The 17,135-nt window shown below is 74.3% G+C and carries 15 protein-coding genes; 5 read left to right on the top strand and 10 right to left on the bottom strand.

Features of this window, described 5'->3' with window-relative positions:
- Positions 1 to 92: 92 nt before the first annotated feature.
- Positions 93 to 695, bottom strand: a complete 603-nt coding sequence (locus AB0B97_RS24205; RefSeq protein WP_357496636.1) for a DUF1963 domain-containing protein — start codon at positions 693 to 695, stop codon at positions 93 to 95.
- A gap of 135 nt (positions 696 to 830) precedes the next feature.
- Between AB0B97_RS24205 and AB0B97_RS24200 the strand changes: the two genes are divergently transcribed.
- Together AB0B97_RS24200 and AB0B97_RS24195 are read left to right on the top strand one after the other, a co-directional pair.
- Positions 831 to 1,196, top strand: a complete 366-nt coding sequence (locus tag AB0B97_RS24200; protein ID WP_357496634.1) for a helix-turn-helix transcriptional regulator — start codon at positions 831 to 833, stop codon at positions 1,194 to 1,196.
- Positions 1,193 to 2,170, top strand: coding sequence for a hypothetical protein (locus AB0B97_RS24195; protein ID WP_357496632.1), 978 nt, complete (start codon positions 1,193 to 1,195; stop codon positions 2,168 to 2,170). The genes AB0B97_RS24200 and AB0B97_RS24195 overlap by 4 nt, the downstream gene beginning before the upstream one ends.
- A gap of 136 nt (positions 2,171 to 2,306) precedes the next feature.
- Here AB0B97_RS24195 and mptB (AB0B97_RS24190) read toward each other — a convergent pair whose 3' ends face one another.
- Both mptB (AB0B97_RS24190) and mptB (AB0B97_RS24185) read right to left on the bottom strand, forming a co-directional pair.
- Positions 2,307 to 3,767, bottom strand: coding sequence for a polyprenol phosphomannose-dependent alpha 1,6 mannosyltransferase MptB (mptB, locus tag AB0B97_RS24190; RefSeq protein ID WP_357496630.1), 1,461 nt, complete (start codon positions 3,765 to 3,767; stop codon positions 2,307 to 2,309).
- A 14-nt stretch (positions 3,768 to 3,781) separates the two neighbouring features.
- Positions 3,782 to 5,182 carry a polyprenol phosphomannose-dependent alpha 1,6 mannosyltransferase MptB gene (gene mptB, locus AB0B97_RS24185; RefSeq protein ID WP_357496628.1) on the bottom strand — a complete coding sequence of 467 codons (1,401 nt, stop codon included), beginning with the start codon at positions 5,180 to 5,182 and terminating at the stop codon, positions 3,782 to 3,784.
- A 44-nt stretch (positions 5,183 to 5,226) separates the two neighbouring features.
- On the opposite strand from mptB (AB0B97_RS24185), the gene AB0B97_RS24180 reads away from it, so the two are divergent.
- Positions 5,227 to 6,906 (top strand): hypothetical protein, encoded by a 1,680-nt coding sequence (locus AB0B97_RS24180; RefSeq protein WP_357496626.1) that lies wholly within the window; start codon positions 5,227 to 5,229, stop codon positions 6,904 to 6,906.
- 7 nt (positions 6,907 to 6,913) lie between these two features.
- On the opposite strand, the gene AB0B97_RS24175 is transcribed toward AB0B97_RS24180, so the two are convergent.
- Positions 6,914 to 10,036 (bottom strand): bifunctional [glutamine synthetase] adenylyltransferase/[glutamine synthetase]-adenylyl-L-tyrosine phosphorylase, encoded by a 3,123-nt coding sequence (locus tag AB0B97_RS24175; protein ID WP_357496624.1) that lies wholly within the window; start codon positions 10,034 to 10,036, stop codon positions 6,914 to 6,916.
- Positions 10,036 to 10,803 carry a type 1 glutamine amidotransferase gene (locus AB0B97_RS24170; protein WP_234586542.1) on the bottom strand — a complete coding sequence of 256 codons (768 nt, stop codon included), beginning with the start codon at positions 10,801 to 10,803 and terminating at the stop codon, positions 10,036 to 10,038. The genes AB0B97_RS24175 and AB0B97_RS24170 overlap by 1 nt, the downstream gene beginning before the upstream one ends.
- A gap of 125 nt (positions 10,804 to 10,928) precedes the next feature.
- On the opposite strand from AB0B97_RS24170, the gene AB0B97_RS24165 reads away from it, so the two are divergent.
- Complete coding sequence (locus tag AB0B97_RS24165) at positions 10,929 to 11,864, top strand: LD-carboxypeptidase (protein WP_357496622.1); 936 nt, start codon at positions 10,929 to 10,931, stop codon at positions 11,862 to 11,864.
- Between the two features lie 108 nt (positions 11,865 to 11,972).
- Here AB0B97_RS24165 and AB0B97_RS24160 read toward each other — a convergent pair whose 3' ends face one another.
- Positions 11,973 to 12,863 (bottom strand): virginiamycin B lyase, encoded by an 891-nt coding sequence (locus tag AB0B97_RS24160; protein ID WP_357496620.1) that lies wholly within the window; start codon positions 12,861 to 12,863, stop codon positions 11,973 to 11,975.
- A gap of 202 nt (positions 12,864 to 13,065) precedes the next feature.
- Here AB0B97_RS24160 and AB0B97_RS24155 point away from each other — a divergent pair, with 202 nt between their 5' ends.
- Entirely contained in the window at positions 13,066 to 13,545 is a 480-nt protein-coding gene (locus AB0B97_RS24155; protein ID WP_357496618.1) for a hypothetical protein, read from the top strand.
- A gap of 226 nt (positions 13,546 to 13,771) precedes the next feature.
- Here AB0B97_RS24155 and AB0B97_RS24150 read toward each other — a convergent pair whose 3' ends face one another.
- From AB0B97_RS24150 to glnA, 4 genes are all read right to left on the bottom strand, one after another.
- Positions 13,772 to 14,149: a VOC family protein gene (locus tag AB0B97_RS24150; RefSeq protein ID WP_357496616.1), complete on the bottom strand. Its 378-nt coding sequence runs from the start codon at positions 14,147 to 14,149 to the stop codon at positions 13,772 to 13,774.
- A 127-nt stretch (positions 14,150 to 14,276) separates the two neighbouring features.
- Positions 14,277 to 14,969 (bottom strand): YafY family protein, encoded by a 693-nt coding sequence (locus tag AB0B97_RS24145; protein ID WP_357496614.1) that lies wholly within the window; start codon positions 14,967 to 14,969, stop codon positions 14,277 to 14,279.
- A gap of 99 nt (positions 14,970 to 15,068) precedes the next feature.
- On the bottom strand, positions 15,069 to 15,494 hold the full coding sequence (locus tag AB0B97_RS24140; protein ID WP_234586527.1) for a DUF350 domain-containing protein: 426 nt from the start codon (positions 15,492 to 15,494) through the stop codon (positions 15,069 to 15,071).
- 87 nt (positions 15,495 to 15,581) lie between these two features.
- Positions 15,582 to 16,931, bottom strand: a complete 1,350-nt coding sequence (glnA, locus tag AB0B97_RS24135; protein WP_007463316.1) for a type I glutamate--ammonia ligase — start codon at positions 16,929 to 16,931, stop codon at positions 15,582 to 15,584.
- Positions 16,932 to 17,135: the final 204 nt, after the last annotated feature.

The following is a 17,135-nucleotide window of genomic DNA, read 5'->3' as shown; positions in this document are numbered from 1 at the left end:
AACGCCGAGGTAGCTCTTGTCGGCCTACTCGGTGAATGCGGGGAAGGAGCGCATCTGGTCGAAGCGGCCGGCGGCCAGGTCGTCGAATCTGATCAAGAAGCGACCGAAGTGACAAAGAACTCGGTGGGGAACTGGGCGAGCGGCACCCATTCCCGAATCAGTCGGGATTCCTCTTCGCGGCGCCAGCGGATCCTCTCGGGCCGCGCAAGGTCAGGTCCGGTCGCCAGTCGGGCCCGCAGGCTGGCACGCGCCATCTGCTCCTCCGGAGAGTACGAGCCTCCGATTCGTTTCGTGTATCCACCGATGCGCAGGGATGCCAGGCCGTTCTCCGTGGGCCAGAGATCCTGGACCAGCTCGATGAGTTCGTCGGTGTACGTCAGCTCCCTGACCAGCTGCTGCACGGTGTCCGAGGCGAACATGAGGTTCTCGTCCACCGGCAGGGGAAGCCGCTCCACCTTCGGAAGGGCCGCGCAGTCGAGGGACGCGACGAACGGCAACGGAATCCCGCGCTCGGACGGCCACTCGGCGTCGACAGGTAGCCGGGGCAGTCCGCCGCTCTGCCCGACCACGTCCTCGCCGCCGTCACCGCCACCTACCCAGATCGCGAATCGCAGCTGCTCGGCGAACCGGTCAACCTGATCCGCCGGAATGCCCCGCTCCATCGCCTCGCGGCGAAACGGTCCGTATAGCTCCACAGCGGAGCATGATCGCAGATGGGTGCTCCGGGGCCGTCGCAGGCCGGTGGGCCACTTCGACCCCTGGTATCCGATCAGATGCGTGCGAAGCGGCGCCGCCCCCCGGCATACCTTCGTATCCGATATATTACGGCGATGGATACACCACTGCGTGAACCCACGTTCCTGATCCTCACCGCGCTCGCCGCCGAGCCGATGCACGGCTACGGGCTGATCCGCGAGGTCGCCGTCCTCTCCGACAACCGTGTGTCGCTCCGCCCCGGGACGCTCTACGGGGCACTCGACCGGCTGGTCGACGCCGGTCTCGTCGAGGTCGACCGGGAGGAGGTGGTGGACAGCCGTCTGCGCCGCTACTACCGGCTCTCCCCCGCCGGTGACGCCACCCTGAGCGCCGAGACCGAGCGGCTCCGGCGCAACGTCGAGGCCGCCACCAGGCGGCTGGCGGAGCGGGCCCGCACCGCCCGGCCGGCCGCCCCGCGTATCGCCGGAGGGTTGGCATGACCGATCTTGAGCGACGTTACCTGCGGCTGCTGCTCGCCTACCCCGCCGAGTACCGGCGCTCCCGTGGCGCCGAGATCGTCGGCACGTACCTGGACCTGGCCACGCCGGGCCGCCGCTGGCCGGCGCCCGCGGACGCCGCGGACCTCCTGCGCGGCGGGCTGCGTCAGCGGGTACGCGCCGCCGGCGTGATCCACCTCGTCCCGGGCGTACGCCTCGCGGCCGCCGTGGCCCTGTTCACCGCCACCATGCTCGCCGGCGTGTGGACGGTGCTCGAACTGCGCCCCGCACCGCCGGGCTTCGGTGAGCCGTCGGTCGGGCCGTTCGTCTCGCTCGGCATCGTGGCGTGGGTCGGCTGGCTGCTCGCCGCCGCGGCGCAGGCGCTGACACCCGGCAGGTGGCACCGACACGCGGTCGCGCTCGCGGTGCTCCTCACTGTCGCGCTCGTCCCCGCCGCCGCGCTCACCGACCTGCCCCGTCCGCCGCTGTTCGTGCTGCTCCCCCAGGTCGGGTTGGGGCTGGTGGCGCTCGGCGCGTCCGGCGAGCGGCAGGTGTCGCTGCGGGTGACGCCGCTGGTCGCGGCCGTCGCCGGCCTGGTGGCGGCAGCGAGCCTGACGGCGGAAAGCCTCGCCTGGACCTACCGCGCGGGGACCGCGGGTCAGGCCCTGCTCAACGCCGCCGTGGCGGTGCTCGCGGTGGCCGTGCTGCTCGCCGTGGGACTGGCGCTGCGCGGCGACCACCGGGGCGGCTGGGCCCTGTTGACCCTGTTCACCCCGGTGGGCCTGCTGGCCCTGCAACCACTGGCCGGGGCCGCCGACGGCGTGCCGGCCGAGTTCAACCCGAGCTGGACGGCACTCGCCGCGACGGCGGCCGTGGTCGGCCTGGTCGGCCCCGCCCTGCTACCGGTGGCACTCGCCGTACGCGCCCGGCTGGCCCGGCCCTTGACCCCCGGCGCCACCTGGAACACGCACCGCTGACCGCGCCCACCCCGCACGTCCCTGCTGCCGCTGCCGCTGCCGCAAGATCGTGCTCGATTCAGGAAGTAGTGGCCTCGCAGGTCCGGCGATGCCACTACTTCCCTGTTCGAGCGCGATCGTGAGCAGCGGACCGCGATCATCGACGTGGCGGACGCTTCAGCCCGTTCTGACCGACCCGAAGGAGCAGGAACAGGAGCAGAGCGGTCATCGCCACCGCGCCGGGGGCCTTCGTGAAGCGGGCCAGGTTGGTGCCGTCGGGCAGGACCAGGAACGTCGCCACCCCGGCCGGCAGCACGAACCAGGTGGTCCGGGTGGCGGTGAGCGCGAGCAGCGCCAGCGGCCAGGTCGCGTACCAGGGGTAGAAGACCGGGGACAGGACCACAGTGGCGGCCAGGGCCAGGCCGGCGCCGTGCAGCGTGACCCGGGCGCGGTCCAGGGTCGGATCATCCGAGGCCCGCCAGGCCCTCAGCCACAGGACCACCACCACGATCGCGAGCAGCAGCAGCGCCACCGCCCGGACCACCGGCACCGCCTGCGGGTCGCGCCCGACCAGCGCGCCGGCGTAGTCCACCAGCAGGCCGACGGCGGTGGGCGGCGACGTCCACTGTTCGGAGTCTCCGCTGCGGGTCAGCCCGCCCACCCAGCCGAAGCCGAGACCGGACAGCACCGAGGTGACCAGCAGCGCGGCCAGCATCCCACCGGCCAGAGCGCCGCCGTCGCGCAGCAGCGCCCGTACGGTGTGCCGGCCGTGCACCGCGGCCAGCGCGGCGAACGGGGTTACCACCACGGCGGTGGCCTTCACCGTGACCGCCAGGCCGAACAGGGCCCCGGCGGCGAGCAGCGCCCCCGGTCGACCCGGCCGTCGGATCACCAGCAGCAACGCGCACAGCAGCAGCCCGAGCATCACGGCGTCGTTGTGCGCCCCGGCCACCAGGTGCACGCCTACCACCGGCGCGGCCAGCGCCAACCAGGCCGCCCGCCGGGTCGGCACGCCGGCCGCCCGCGCCAGGGCGGGCAGGCAGTACGCCGCCAGGAGCAGGCCCGCCACGGCGAGGACCCGCAGCAGTACGACCGTGCCGGTGAGCCCGCCGCCCAGCGTGACCGCGAGCGCCGCGAGCAGCACGAAGACCGGCCCGTACGGGGCAGGTGTGTCCCGCCAGATCGGCGCCACCGTCTCCACCCACGGGCAGCCGGCCGCCGCCACCGGAACCGCGTACGGGTCGACGCCGTGCGCGTACGTCCAGCCCTGGCAGGCGTACGAGTAGACGTCCCGGCTGCCCAGCGGCGGCGCGACCAGCAGCGGTAGGACCCACAGCACGGCGGTGACGTACGCCCACCGGCCCGACGGCGCACCGGCGCGCAGTGACCACCAGCCGCCGACCAGCAGCGCCGTGCCGACGAGCCAGCAGGTCAGCGTCGCGGGCCCGTGCGGGGCCTGCCAGATCGACACCGGTGTCGCGCCCAGCGGGGCGTCGGGCAGCGCCCCGCCGAGGTACCCGGCAACGGTGAGCAGGACCGCGCCGACCAGGCCGGCGTACCTGGCGAACCGGGCCACCGAAGGGCCGGCAAGCGGCGGCGACGCGCCGGGAGCGGTCACCGGCGCACCTTCCCTCAGTCGGCGGCGACCGGCTGACGGGCCGCCCGAGCCGACCGTACCAACCGGATGACCAGCACGATCACCAACAGCGTCATCAGCGGCGCCCCGACCGACTTGGTGAACCGGGCCAGCCCGGTGCCGTCCGGCAGCACCAGGAACGACGCGACAAGCGCGACCACCATGAACCATCCGGTACGCCGGGCGGTGGCCGCGAGCACCGCGAGGGGCCAGATCCAGTACCAGGGGTGGAACAGCGGCGCGAGGGCGACAGTTGCGGCCAGCGCCAGGGCGGCGTGCCACAGCGGCTCGCGGGTGCGGGCCCGCCACCACAACCACACCAGCAGCAGCGCCAGCATTGCCATGCCGATCCCCCGGGTGACCGGCAGGGCGTCGATGTGCCCGCCGAACGGCACCGCCAGGTAACCGACGGTCTGGCCGACCGCCGTGGACGGCGACGTCCAGGCGATCACGTCGCCGCCTCGGGCCAGGCCGCCGACCCAGCCGAAGTCCAGTCCGGCGGCGAAGGTCACCCCGACCACGACGGCGACCGCGCCGCCGACGACCCAGCCGCCGTGGCGGATCAGCGCGCGGATCGAGTACCCGCCGACGATCGCGGCCAGCGCCGCGAACGGCACCACGACCAACGCCGTCACCTTGATCGCGGCGGCCAGCCCGAGCAGCGCGCCCCCGGCGAGCAGCGGGCCGGGGCGGCCGGGCCGCGAGGCGATCACCGCCAGCCCGGCGACCAGCAGGCCGACCATCAGGGCGTCGTTGTGCGCGCCGCCGACCAGGTGCACGGCGACCAACGGGCAGGCGAGCGTCAGCCAGACCGCCCGGGCGGCCGGTACGCCGGCTCGCCGGGCCAGCACCGGCAGGCTGACCGCGGTCAGCGCCACCCCCGCCACGGCGATCAGCCGGAACAGCACTATCGCGCCGGTCAGCGAGCCGGTGGCCTTGACCACCGCGCCGGAGAGCACCACGAACAGCGGCCCGTACGGCGCCGGCGTGTCGCGCCAGATGTAGGAGATGGTGTCCAGCCAGGGACAGGGCAGCGCGGAGACACCCTGCTCGTACGGGTTGATCCCGGCGGCGTAGCTGGCGCCCTGGCAGGCGTACGCGTAGACGTCGCGGCTGGCCAGCGGCGGCGCGATCAGCACCGGCAGCAGCCAGAGCCCGACGGTGACAAGCGCCCACCGGGTCGACGGCACGCTGTCGCGCAGCGACCACCAGGCGTACGCCAGCAGCGCGGTGCCGACCAGCCAGGCGGCGAGGACCAGCGGCCCGTTCGGGCCCTGCCAGATGCTGACCGGGGTGGCGCGCAGGGGTGAGCCGGGCAGAGCGCCGCCGAGGAACGCGGCGACGGCGAGCAACACCGAGCCGACCAGTCCGGTCCAGCGCGCGAGGTGGTGAGGCACGCCGGACATGCTGCCAGTACGGTTGTCGCGGTACGGAGGTGGGCATGCGGCGCAGTCGGGTGGTGGCGGTGGCCACCGGTTCCGCGGTCGTGCTCGGCGCGCTCTGGCTGGCCCTGCCGCTGATGGGATCGGACCTCGCCGCCCAGGTCGCCCGGGCGGACTTCTTCGCCGCCCACGGTCTGACACCTGTCGATCTGCGCTGGTACGGCGGGGTGCAGCAGTTCGGCTACAGCCTCGTGTCCCAGCCGGTGATGGCAGTGCTCGGCGTGCGGGTCACCGGTGCGCTGGCGCTCGTGGCGTCGGCCGCCGCGCTGGCCGCGCTGCTGGTCCGCAGCCCGGTGCCCCGACCGCTGCTGGGCAGCGTGGTCGGCGTGGTCACGCTGGCCGGCAACCTGGTCTCCGGCCGGGTGACGTACGCCCTGGGTGTCGCGTTCGGGCTGGCCGCGCTGCTGGCGTTGACTCGGGGCGTACCCCGGAATCGGCGTCTCGCGCTCGCCGCGGTCGGCGCGCTGCTGGCGTCGGCGACGAGCCCGGTGGCGGGCCTGTTCGTCGGCCTGGCGGGCGTGGCGCTGCTGCTCACCCGCCGCTACGCCGACGGTCTGACGCTGGGTGTCGCGGCGGCCGTGCCGCTGGCCGCGACCGCGCTGCTCTTCGGCGACGGCGGCTGGATGAACATCAGCCGCACCGACACCCTGCGGGCGGTGGTGACCGGCCTGGTGGTGGCGGCGCTGGTGGCGTACCGGCCGGTCCGCTACGGCGCGCTCCTCTCCGCCGCCGGGGTGCTCGTCGCCGCGCTGGTCCACACCCCGGTGGGGTTGAACGCGACCCGGCTGGCGACGATGTTCGCCCTGCCGGTGCTGGCCGCCGCCGCCCGGCCGCCGGCCTGGCTCACCGCCCGCCTCACCCGCCGGCACGCCGCCCGCCCCGCGCCGCCCAAAGCCGTGCCATCCAACGCCGGGCCGCCCGGCACCGCCCCGACCGGCACCGCTCTGGCCGGCACCGGGACGCCGCAGCGGTCGTGGCGGGTCCGCCTGCTGGGCGGTGTGGGCCTGACCGCGCTGCTGGTGGCGGTCTGCGGGTGGCAGCCGCCGGTGGTCCCCGCCGACCTGCGCGGCATCGGCGACCCGACCAGCGCGCCCGGCTACCACGCGCCGCTGCGGGCGTTCCTGGCCGGGCAGCGGCTCACCGGCCGGGTGGAGGTGCCGCCGACGCGCAACTACTGGGAGGCGGCCCGCCTCGGCGAGGTGCCACTGGCCCGCGGCTGGCTGCGGCAGGCCGACATCGACCGCAACCCGCTGTTCTTCACCACAGTGCCCGGCGCGGCGGGCACCGGCGTGCCGCTGACCCGGGAGAGCTACCGGGCTTGGCTGGCGGAGAACGCCGTGCAGTACGTGGCGGTGCCGGACGCTCCGCTGTCCTGGGTGGGACGGGCCGAGGCGGAACTGGTCGGGAGCGGCCTGCCGTACCTGACGCCGGTCTGGTCCGGCGCGCACTGGCGGGTCTGGGCGGTGGCCGACCCGACGCCGCTGGTCGCCGCGCCCGCCGAACTGGTCCGCGCCGACGGCGCGGCGCTGACCTTCCGGGCCCCGACCGCCGGCCCGGTGGCCGTCCGGGTCCGGCACAGCCGGTGGCTGGTCGCCTCCGGCGGCGCCACCGTCACCGCCGACGGGGACTGGAGCACCGTCACCGTTCCCCACGCCGGCGAGTACACCGTCGGCAGTTGACCCGGCGCTACGCCTCCAGCACCCGCTGGGCGGCGGCGCGGGAGCGCCGGCCGGTGCGCAGGTACTCGTCGAGGAACTCCCCCGGATCGTCGCGGCCGAGCAGCCGGACCACCCCGGCCAGCTCCACCCCGTGCCGGGGCAGCTGGTCACCGGCGCGGCCCCGGACCAGCATCAACGCGTTGCGCACCTGCGCGGCCAGGGACCAGCCGGCGGCCATCTCCGCGGCGTCCGCCGGGTCGACCAGGCCGGCCCGCTCGGCCGCCGCGAGGGCGTCGAGGGTACGCGTGCCGCGCAGCTCCGGGACTCTGCCCGCGTGCCGGAGCTGGACGAGCTGGACGGCCCACTCCACGTCGGCCAGCCCGCCCCGGCCCAGCTTGGTGTGGGTGGCCGGGTCGGCGCCGCGCGGCAGCCGTTCGTTCTCCACCCGGGCCTTGATCCGGCGGATCTCCACGACCTGCTCGCGGGTCAGCCCGTCGGCCGGGTAGCGCACCGGCTCGATCATCGCCTCGAACTCGGCGCCCAGGTCGGCGTCACCGCAGACGAACCGTGCCCGCAGCAGCGCCTGCGCCTCCCACACCCGGGACCAGCGGGCGTAGTACTGCGCGTACGCGGCGAGGCTGCGCACCAGCGGACCCTGCCGGCCCTCGGGACGCAGGTCGGCGTCGACACCGAGCGGCGGGTCGGGCGCGGGCACCCCGAGCAGTCGCCGCAGCTCCTCCGCGATGGCGTGCGCGGCGGCGCTGGCGGCGCTCTCGCTGCTGCCGGCGGGCGGGTCGTAGACGAAGAGCACGTCGGCGTCGGAGAGGTAGTTCGACTCGTACCCGCCGAGCCGGCCCATCCCGATCACCGCGAACCGCAGCCCGTCCGGTGCCTTCTGGCTGGCCCGGGCGGCGCGCAGCGCGGCGGCGAGCGTGGCGTCGGTGACGTCGGAGAGCGCCGTGCCGACCTCGGTGATGTCGGCCAGGCCGACGGCCGGCCGCGTCGTGCCGTCCGGCCGCGTCGGGGTGGGGGCGAGCGCGCCGGCGCGGCAGAGCACGTCCGCGCACGCCACCCGGACCAGTTCCCGGCGGCGCAGCGCCCGCACCGCGCGGGTCGCCTCGACCGGGTCGGTGTGTCGGGCCGCCGCCGCCAGGAAACCCTCCCGCAGCACCGCCCGTGGGCGCGGCGCCAACTCGTTCTCCTCGGCGAGCAGCCGCAGCGCCTCCGGATCGCGGGCGAGCAGGTCGGCGACGTACCGGGAGAGGGCCAGGACCCGGGCCAGCCGCCGGGCGACGGGACCGCCGTCGCGCAGCAGTCGCAGGTACCAGGGGGTGCTGCCCAGCTTGTCGGAGACCTTGCGGTAGTTGAGCAGCCCCCGGTCCGGCTCCGGCGCGTCGGCGAACTCGCTCAGCAGCACCGGCAGCAGGGTCCGCTGGATGGCCGCGGTGCGGCTCACCCCGCCGGTGAGCGCCTGGAGGTGCCGCAACGCCCCGGCCGGATCGGCGAAACCGAGGATCTCCAACCGGTGCCGCGCGGCCTCCGGGGTGAGCCGCAGCCCGTCGGCGGGCACCCGGGCCACCGACTCCAGCAGCGGCCGGTAGAGCAGCTTGGCGTGCAGCCGGCGTACCTCGGTGGCGTGGGTGACCCACTCGGCCCGGAAGCTCTCCACGGCGCTGCGTCCCGGCGTGGCGGTGAAACCCAGTGCGGCGGCCAGCCAGCGAAGCGCGGACGGTTCGGTGGGCACGGTGTGCGTACGGCGCAGGGCCTGCAACTGGAGCCGGTGCTCGACGCTGCGCAGGAAGCGGTAGCCGCGCAGCAGTGACTCGCCGTCGGCGCGGCCGACGTAGCCGCCGGCGACCAGCGCGCGCAGCGCCGGAATGGTGCCCGGCGCCCGCAGCGTCTCGTCGCCCCGGCCGTGCACGAGTTGCAGGAGCTGGACGGCGAACTCGATGTCGCGCAGCCCGCCGGGACCGCGCTTGATCTCGCGTTCCAGCTCCTTCGGCGGGATGTTGTCGATGATCCGGCGACGCATCGCGCGGACGTCCTCGACCGCCTCGGGTCGTTCGGCGGCCCGCCACACCAGCGGAGCGAGCTGGTCGATCCACTCCTGGGCCAGCGGCAGGTCACCGGCGGCCGGACGGGCCTTGAGTAGCGCCTGGAACTCCCAGGTGCGCGCCCACCGCCGGTAGTAGGCCAGGTGGCTGGCGAGGGTGCGCACCAGCGGGCCGCGACTGCCCTCGGGCCGCAAGGCGGCGTCCACCGGCCAGGCGACCATGCCGCAGATGGAGATCAGCCGGGTCGCCACCTGGGTCGCGGCGGGCAGGTCGGTGTCCTCGGCCGCCACGAAGATCACGTCCACGTCGGAGACATAGTTCAGTTCGCCGCCGCCGCACTTGCCCATCGCCACCACTGCCAGCCGGGGCCGCTCGGTGCCGTCGGCCAGCTCGTCGACGGCGATCTCGTACGCCGCGGCCAGGGTCGCGTCGGCCAGCGCGGACAGCGCGGCCATGGTCTGCTCCAGGGCCCGGCCGCCGGTGAGGTCGGCCGCCGCGATCCGCAGCAACGCCAGCCGGTACGCGGTCCGCAGCACCGCCACGGGGTTGCCGTCGCCGGTCGGTTCCAGTCGACCCTCGGCGATCGGCGCGAGCCCGTCCGGGGCGGTGCGCAGCGCCAGACAGTGCTCCGGGTTGGCCACCAGGTGATCACCGAGCGCCGACGACGCGCCCAGGACGGCGATCAGTCGCCGCCGCAGCCCGGGATCGGCGTGCAGCTCCGCGATCAGCGGCGAGCGCGCGCCGCTGCCGCTACCGCTCGGCGTGCTGGCGCCGCTTCCGCCGGCGGCGCTGGCGGGGGGCGTGCGGGCGCTCGGCGCGCTGGCGGCCCGCGTGCTGGCGGCGCTGGTGCCGTTGGTCCGCGTCTCGGCCTCGACGATGCGGTGCAGTTGGCGCAGCGCCAGATCCGGGTCGGCGGCCCGGGACAGCGCGGCCAGCAGCTCCGTGGCCGTCTCGTCGACCGGCTCCTGCTCGACCGGCTGCCAGAGGCCCAGCCCGTCCGGGCCGAGCAGGTCGGCGGCGCGAGCGCCGCCGTCGCCGTCGGCGACCCCGAAGCCGTACCGGGCGAGCCGACCCGGCGCCCTCGTCGGCCGGCTCATCAGTGCCCGAGCAGCGGCAGGCCACGCCGCGTCGTGCTGTCGTCCAACTCGCCGAGGGCCAGCGCCGCGAACCGGGCGGCGAACGGCTGCCAGACCTCCTCGACGTCCACCATCACCGAGTCGCAGGCCGCCACGACCAGCTCCGGGTCGTAGCCCAGCTCCGCGAGCTGGGCCGAGTCGGTGGCCCAGTCGGCGATCATCGCGGTGTCGCACTCGATGTGAAACTGCAGCCCCCAGGCCCGGTCGCCGAGCCGGAACGCCTGGTGCGGGTACCGGGTGGAGGCGGCCAGCAGGGTGGCGCCCCGGGGCAGCTCGGTGATCTCGTCGGAGTGCCACTGGAGCACGTCCGGGATCAGCGGCACGTACCGGAACAGCGGGTCACCCTCGGCGGCGTCGCGCCGGCCGACCACGCCGGGGCCGATCTCCGGCCCGGACGGGCTCCGCTCGACCAGACCGGCGTGCGCGGTGGCGAGCAGCTGCGCGCCCAGGCAGACGGCCAGCGTCGGCACCCGGTAGCGGACCGCCTTGCGCAGCAGCCCCTCCACCGCCGGGAACCAGTGTGCGCCGGGTGAGCCGTCCGGCAGGGGGTACGCCTGCTGGTCGCCGCCGAGCACCACCAGCGCCGCGTACCCCTCCAGGTCGGCGGGGAGCTCGTCGCCGGCGTGCGGGCGGACCACCCACAGCTCCAGCCCTGCCTCGGTCAGCCACTCACCCAACCGGCGTGCGTCGTCCGTCGGGTCGTTCTCGATCACCAGCGCGGTTGCCACGCGTCGAGGCTAGCCGGTACGTCGCACAGCGCCACGCCCCGCCACGGTGGTCGGCGCGTACACAGGCGTCGACGGCCGGAGTTCGCCGCTCGTCGGGCCCCGCGGTGTCGTTAGGCTCTGCGATTGTGATCAACGAGGATTCGGCCGTCGTCCGCCCGCCCGTCCTGCGCCCCGGGGACACGGTGCTGCTGGTGTCACCGTCCGGGCCGACCTCGCCGGAGCGGGTCGCCCGGGGGATGGAGTTGCTCACCGGGTGGGGCCTGCGGCCGGTGCCGGCGCCCAACGCGTACGCCCGCCACGGCTACCTCGCCGGCACCGACGACCTGCGGGCCGCCGACCTGAACGCGGCGTTCGCCGACCCGCAGGTGCGCGGCGTGATCTGCACGCGGGGCGGGTACGGCGCACAGCGGATCGTGGACGCCATCGACATGGCCGCCGTCCGCCGCGACCCGAAGGTGGTGGCCGGCTTCTCGGACATCACCGCGTTGCAGCTCGCCCTGTGGCGAGGCGCCCGGCTGGCCGGCGTGCACGGCCCGGGGGCCGCCTGGCGGGACGAGCGGACGTCGCTGCGCTCCGCCGAGGCCCTGCACGCGGCGTTGATGACCACCGAGCCGGTGACCGTCGAGGCGGTGCCCACCGAGGAGACCTTCGGCGTACGGGTGCCGGGTCGCGCCACCGGCACCCTGCTGGGCGGCAACCTGTGCCTGATCGCCGCGTCGATCGGCACCGCGGACCTGCCCGACCTGACCGGTGCCGTGCTGTTGATCGAGGACGTGCAGGAACCCCCGTACAAGGTCGACCGGATGCTCACCCACCTGCGCCGCGCCGGCGCGCTGGACGGGCTGGCCGGCGTGGCGATCGGGCAGTTCACCGAATGCGGGGACGGCTGGGAAACCACGATCGTCGACGTCCTCACCGAACGCCTCGGCGACCTGGGCGTACCGATCCTCGGCGGCCTCCCCATCGGCCACGGCCCCGACCAGCTGACCGTCCCGGTAGGCACCACCGCAACCCTGGACACCGACACCGGAACCCTCACGGTCTCCCCCGCCGTCCGCTAACCCCACCCACCCGCCCGCACCCCTTTCCCGGCGGTGATCAAGAGGTTCGGGTCATTTCCGGGCCGGATCGTGACGCGAACCTCTTGATCACCGAGGTCAGGGGGTGGGTCAGGGGGTGGGGTTCGGGGTCAGGTGGGCTACTGCGCCGATCTCCAGGGCTGCCCAGACTCCGTCGGAGGTCCGGGTGATGCCGTGGGGTTCCGAGCGCGGGGTGGGCAGGTCGTAGCTCTCGATCCGGCCGGTGGGATCGATGTACCCGATCCGGTTCGCGCCCCACTCGGTGAACCACGCGCCGCCCGCCGGGTCGGCCACGACGGCGTGCGGCCGGGCGCTCCGGTCCGGTAACGGGATCTCGGTCACCTCGCCGTCCGGAGTGACCCGGCCGAGCTGACCGGCCGCGATCTCCACGAACCAGATGGCCCCGTCCGCGCCGAGCGCGAGGCCGACCGGCCCGGCGTCCGCGGTGGGCAACGGGTGCAGCGTCACCCGGCCGTCGAGGTCGATCCGGCCGATCGCGTTCGCCCGGTTGAGGGTGAACCAGAGAGCGTCGTCCGCGCCGGCGGTGATCATCGAGGCGAACCCGCCGGTCACGGGCAGCGGAAACGCGGTTACCGTCCCGTCGGTGTCCACCCGGCCGATCGCGTCGGAGGTCATGCCGGCGTACCAGAGCGCGCCATCGGGCCCGGCCGCGATGCCGCCCGGCCCGGCACCGGCCGGCAGGGAGACGGTGCGCTGTTCGCCGTCGACGCCGATCCGGCCGATCCGGTCGTCACCGGAGCGGGTGAACCAGAGCGCGCCGTCCGGACCCGCCGTGATGATCAACGGGCGGCCGCCGGCCGGCTCCAGCGGGTATGTCCGGACCCCGCCGTCGGACCCCAGGCGGGCGATCCCGCCGGCCTGGACCAGCGTCAGCCACAACGCGCCGTCGGGCCCAACCGTGATGCCGTACGGGCCGGAGTCCGACCCAGCGAGCGGAATCTCCCGAATGTCGACGGTCATCGTGCGGTGTCCCTCCGTTGGCGACCACCAACACTGGCCGCCGGACCAACGACGACACAACCGATTTCAGCGAGCGCCGCCTCGATCGGCAGCCCGCTGCTCGATTGTCAGCTGGCTGACAGGGTCGCCATGGGTCGCGCCCAGGATCGCCCGTCACTGTCGGTGACGACATTGCCGCATCACCGACCTTCTGGAGGACAGCATGTCCCGCACCATCCGTAGGAAGCACCTGCTGGCCGGCCTGGCCACCGCGGGCGTCCTCGGCGTGGGGATCGCCGCCCCGACGATCGCGTTCGCCGCGGACACCCCGACCCCGACCGCCAGCACCGCCCCCGCCCCCGGAGCGAAGGCCGACCGGCAGGGTGAGTTCGCCGAGGCGCTCGCCAAGGAGTTGGGAGTCCCCACCGACAAGGTGACCGCCGCACTGGAGAAGGTCCGCGAGCAGCACCGGCCCGCCGACCGTCCGGCACGCCCGTCCGCCGAGGACCGGCAGGCCGCGCTCAAGGAGCGGCTGGACCAGGCGGTCAAGGACGGCAAGCTCACCCAGGAGCAGGCCGACGCCATCACCAAGGCCGTCGAGGCCGGCGTCTTCCCCGGCCCCGGCGGCGGCCACCGTGGGCCGGGCGGCGGCGACCGTGGGCCGGCCGGCCACGGCGCTCCCGCAGGTACGCCGGGCAAGTAGCCCGACGGGTCGGCCTCCGACCACCCCGGGCTGGGGTGGTCCGGCGTGATCCACCCCGTTTCGCCGATGTGGCGGCGTCCCTCGCACCCGGACACCGCCACATCGGCGACCTGGAGTCGATCATGCGCGTGGGACCGACGTCGGCCCGCCAGCGCGCGAGATCCGCGCGGCTCAGCCCTTGCTGGCGGGACCGACGTCGGCCCCGGGCGCGCGGGATCCGCGCGGCTCAGCCCTTGCTGGGCGGGGGTGCGAACACGCCGAGGCGATTTCCCGCCGGGTCGAGCAGGTGGGCGAGCGTGAGACCGCTGGGTGCGGTCCGTGCGGGCATCAGCACCTTCGCGCCGGCGGCCTCGGCTCGCCGGCAGGTCTCCGCGACGTCGTCGACCTCGGCGTAGAACACCGCGTAGTTCGGGGACGTCCCGTCGGTCGCCCGGATGGCCCCGCCGATTCCGGTGTCACCGCCGGCACCCGTCACCCGATAGGACCCGCCGCTACCCGCGCCCTGCTCTTCGAAGGTCCAGCCGAACAGCTCGCCGTAGAAGCGTTCCGCCTCCTCCGACCGGTCGGTGCCGATCTCGAACCAGGTGATGGGCGTCGTGGACACGTGCTGCCTCCAGAGTTGCCGGGACGGCGGTTCGCCGTCGTCCAGAGCAGTTTCGAGGCCGTCCGCGACACCGTCCTGTCGGTGTTTCCGGATCACCCGACGGAGATCGGTGTGTGAAGGACCCGCCTCAGACCAGGCTCAGCGGCCGGACCCGTTCCCGGGGGATGTCGAGATCCGTCAGGCGCAGCTCCCGGACCACCACCTCGGGCAGCGCCTGGACGTCCCCGATCCGGTCGGTACGGAAGCAGCGCAGCTCGTCGCGCATGCGGCACCAGGCGAGCAGATACCAGTGTCGGGGGTTGCCGAGGTAGCCCAGCGGTTCGACGTCGCGCACCGAGTCGACGCCGGCGCGGTCGGCGTACCGGATGCGCAGCACCCGCCGCGCGGTGACCGCGTCGGCGACGGTGGCCGGGACGGGCGTGGCCGGCCCGTCGCCGATCAGGTGCACCCGGCCGGCGAGGCGGTGTGCCTCGGCGGCGTCGGCGGCCGGCAGCACCGCCACCAGCTTGCGCAGTGCGGTGGCGCCCGGCCCGGCGAACGGGGTGCCGGCGAGCCGGTGCAGCGCGACGGCCATCGCCACCGCCTCGGCCGGGGTCAGGTTGACCGGCGGCAGGGTGCGGCTGCGGTCCAGGACGTAGCCGCCGGTGCGCCCGGGCTCGGCCCAGATCGGCACCCCGGCCTCCTGGAGCGCGCCGATGTCCCGCTCGATGGTCCGGCTGCTCACCTCGAAGTGGGCGGCGAGCCAGCGGGCGCTGCGGGGCCGGGGCGACACCGCGCGCAGCTCCTCGACCAGGGCGTAGAGCCGGTCCGTGCGGTTCATGCCCGGCACGCTACGGCCGGGGTACGACGACCACCCCGGACGCGGCAGGCTCAAGCGGCCACGCTCAGAACACCGGCCTCAGGCCACCGGCCACCCGCGTCAGGCGATGCAGGCGCAGACGATCAGCGCCGCGCCGAAGTGCGTGGCGGCGCTGACCCGGGCCGCGGGGTGCGGCTCGGACGAGCAGATGACCTCACCGAGCTTGCCCGGGGTGAGCAGGTCGAGCACGAAGAAGGCCAGCGCCATGATGGCCAGCCCGACGAGCCCGAAGAGCACGGTGGAGGCCAGCCCCCGGCCGAAGTCGCTGTAGCTGGTCAGGATCGCCGTGAAGACGATGCCGGCGATGCCGAGCTGGTTGGCGGCGAGCAGCAACCCCGCGTTGGCGTTGCGCTCGACCCAGATCAGCTCCCGCAACCGTCCCGGGGTCAGCAGGTCGACGAGCCCGAACCCGGCAGCCATCAGCCCGACGCCGACGATCCCGAACACGACACTCTGCCAGGCACCGCTGAGCAGATCCTCCAGCACCGACTGCCTCCCGACTCTCCGCCCGGAGGGGTACCGGCGCGGTGATCGAGACGATAGCGGCAGCGCGCCACCGCGTCAGCCCCGCGACTACAGCGCCAGGTAGCGCTGCCGCTCGTACGGGGTGACCTCGCGGCGGTACTGCTCCCACTCGGCCCGCTTGTTGCGCAGGAAGAAGTCGAAGACGTGCTCGCCGAGCACCTCGGCGACCAGTTCGGATTCGGCCATCACGTCGATCGCCTCGGCCAGGTTCTCCGGCAGCGCCTCGTATCCCATGGCGCGGCGCTCGGCGCTGCTCAGCGACCAGACGTCGTCCTCGGCGCCCGGCGGCAGCTCGTAGCCCTCCTCGATGCCCTTCAGGCCGGCGCCGAGCAGCACCGCGAAGGCGAGGTACGGGTTGGTCGCCGAGTCCAGCGACCGGACCTCGACCCGGGCGGAGTTCGGCTTGCCGTACGCCGGGACGCGGACCAGCGCGGACCGGTTCAGGTGACCCCAGCAGACGTACGCCGGGCTCTCGGTGATCCGGTCGGGCAGGGCCTGCGGGAAGAGCCGCTTGTACGAGTTGACCCACTGGTTGGTGACCGCCGTGTACTCCCGGGCGTGCACCAGCAGGCCGGCGATGAAGGACTTCGCCACCTTGGAGAGCTTCATCGGGTCGCCACCGTCGTGGAAGGCGTTGCGCTCGCCCTCGAACAGCGACAGGTGGGTGTGCATGCCGCTGCCCGGCTGGTCGGTGAACGGCTTCGGCATGAAGCTGGCCTGCACGCCGGTGGAGAGCGCGACCTCCTTCACCACGTGCCGGAAGGTCATGATGTTGTCGGCGGTGGTCAGCGCGTCGGCGTAGCGCAGGTCGATCTCCTGCTGGCCGGGGGCGACCTCGTGGTGGCTGAACTCCACCGAGATGCCGATCCGCTCCAGCGCCAGCACGCCCTGGCGGCGGAAGTCGCGGGCCACCGCGTGGGTGGTGTGCTCGAAGTAGCCGCCGGTGTCCACCGGGGTGGGCACCGAGCCGTCCTGCGGGCCGTTCTCCAGCAGGAAGAACTCGATCTCGGGGTGGGTGTAGAAGGTGAAGCCCTTCTCGGCCGCCTTGGACAGCGCGCGGCGCAGCACGTGCCGCGGGTCGGCCCAGGAGGGGCCGCCGTCGGGCAGCAGGATGTCGCAGAACATCCGGGCGCTCTCGCCGCTGACCCCGCCCTCGAACGGGAAGACCTGGAAGGTGGTCGGGTCGGGCATGGCCACCATGTCCGATTCGAAGACCCGGGCGAAGCCTTCGATGGCCGAGCCGTCGAAGCCGATGCCCTCCTCGAAGGCCGCTTCCAGCTCCGCGGGCGCCACCGAGACGCTCTTGAGCGTGCCCAGCACGTCCGTGAACCACAGCCGGACGAACCGGATGTCCCGCTCTTCCAGCGTACGGAGGACGAACTCCTGCTGACGGTCCACTTCCCCAACCCCTCGCGACACTCTTTTTGTCCGCCTTGGCCGGGCTGTACCCGACCTGACCGCCCAGTGTTCCCGGGCCTGGTTACGCAGACGTTACGCGAACCGCCGCCGTCCGTCCCCTCGTGTCCCGCCCGCCGAGCGGTACCGATCCGGCCTGGTCGGTCACGGCCGCTCACGCGTGGCCGCCGTCTCGTCCGACGGTGC

This window comes from Micromonospora sp. NPDC049004 (genome assembly GCF_040649315.1).
Classification (GTDB): Bacteria; Actinomycetota; Actinomycetes; order Mycobacteriales; family Micromonosporaceae; genus Micromonospora.
The sequence above is the reverse complement of the archived record's forward strand: the minus strand, read 5'-3'. Positions and strand labels throughout refer to the sequence as shown.

Coding starts and splice junctions, on each gene's coding strand:
- AB0B97_RS24200 (WP_357496634.1), top strand. CDS start 831: ATGGATACACCACTGCGTGAACCCACGTTCCTGATCCTCACCGCGCTC.
- AB0B97_RS24195 (WP_357496632.1), top strand. CDS start 1,193: ATGACCGATCTTGAGCGACGTTACCTGCGGCTGCTGCTCGCCTACCCC.
- AB0B97_RS24180 (WP_357496626.1), top strand. CDS start 5,227: ATGCGGCGCAGTCGGGTGGTGGCGGTGGCCACCGGTTCCGCGGTCGTG.
- AB0B97_RS24175 (WP_357496624.1), bottom strand. CDS start 10,036: ATGAGCCGGCCGACGAGGGCGCCGGGTCGGCTCGCCCGGTACGGCTTC.
- AB0B97_RS24160 (WP_357496620.1), bottom strand. CDS start 12,863: ATGACCGTCGACATTCGGGAGATTCCGCTCGCTGGGTCGGACTCCGGC.
- AB0B97_RS24155 (WP_357496618.1), top strand. CDS start 13,066: ATGTCCCGCACCATCCGTAGGAAGCACCTGCTGGCCGGCCTGGCCACC.
- AB0B97_RS24145 (WP_357496614.1), bottom strand. CDS start 14,969: ATGAACCGCACGGACCGGCTCTACGCCCTGGTCGAGGAGCTGCGCGCG.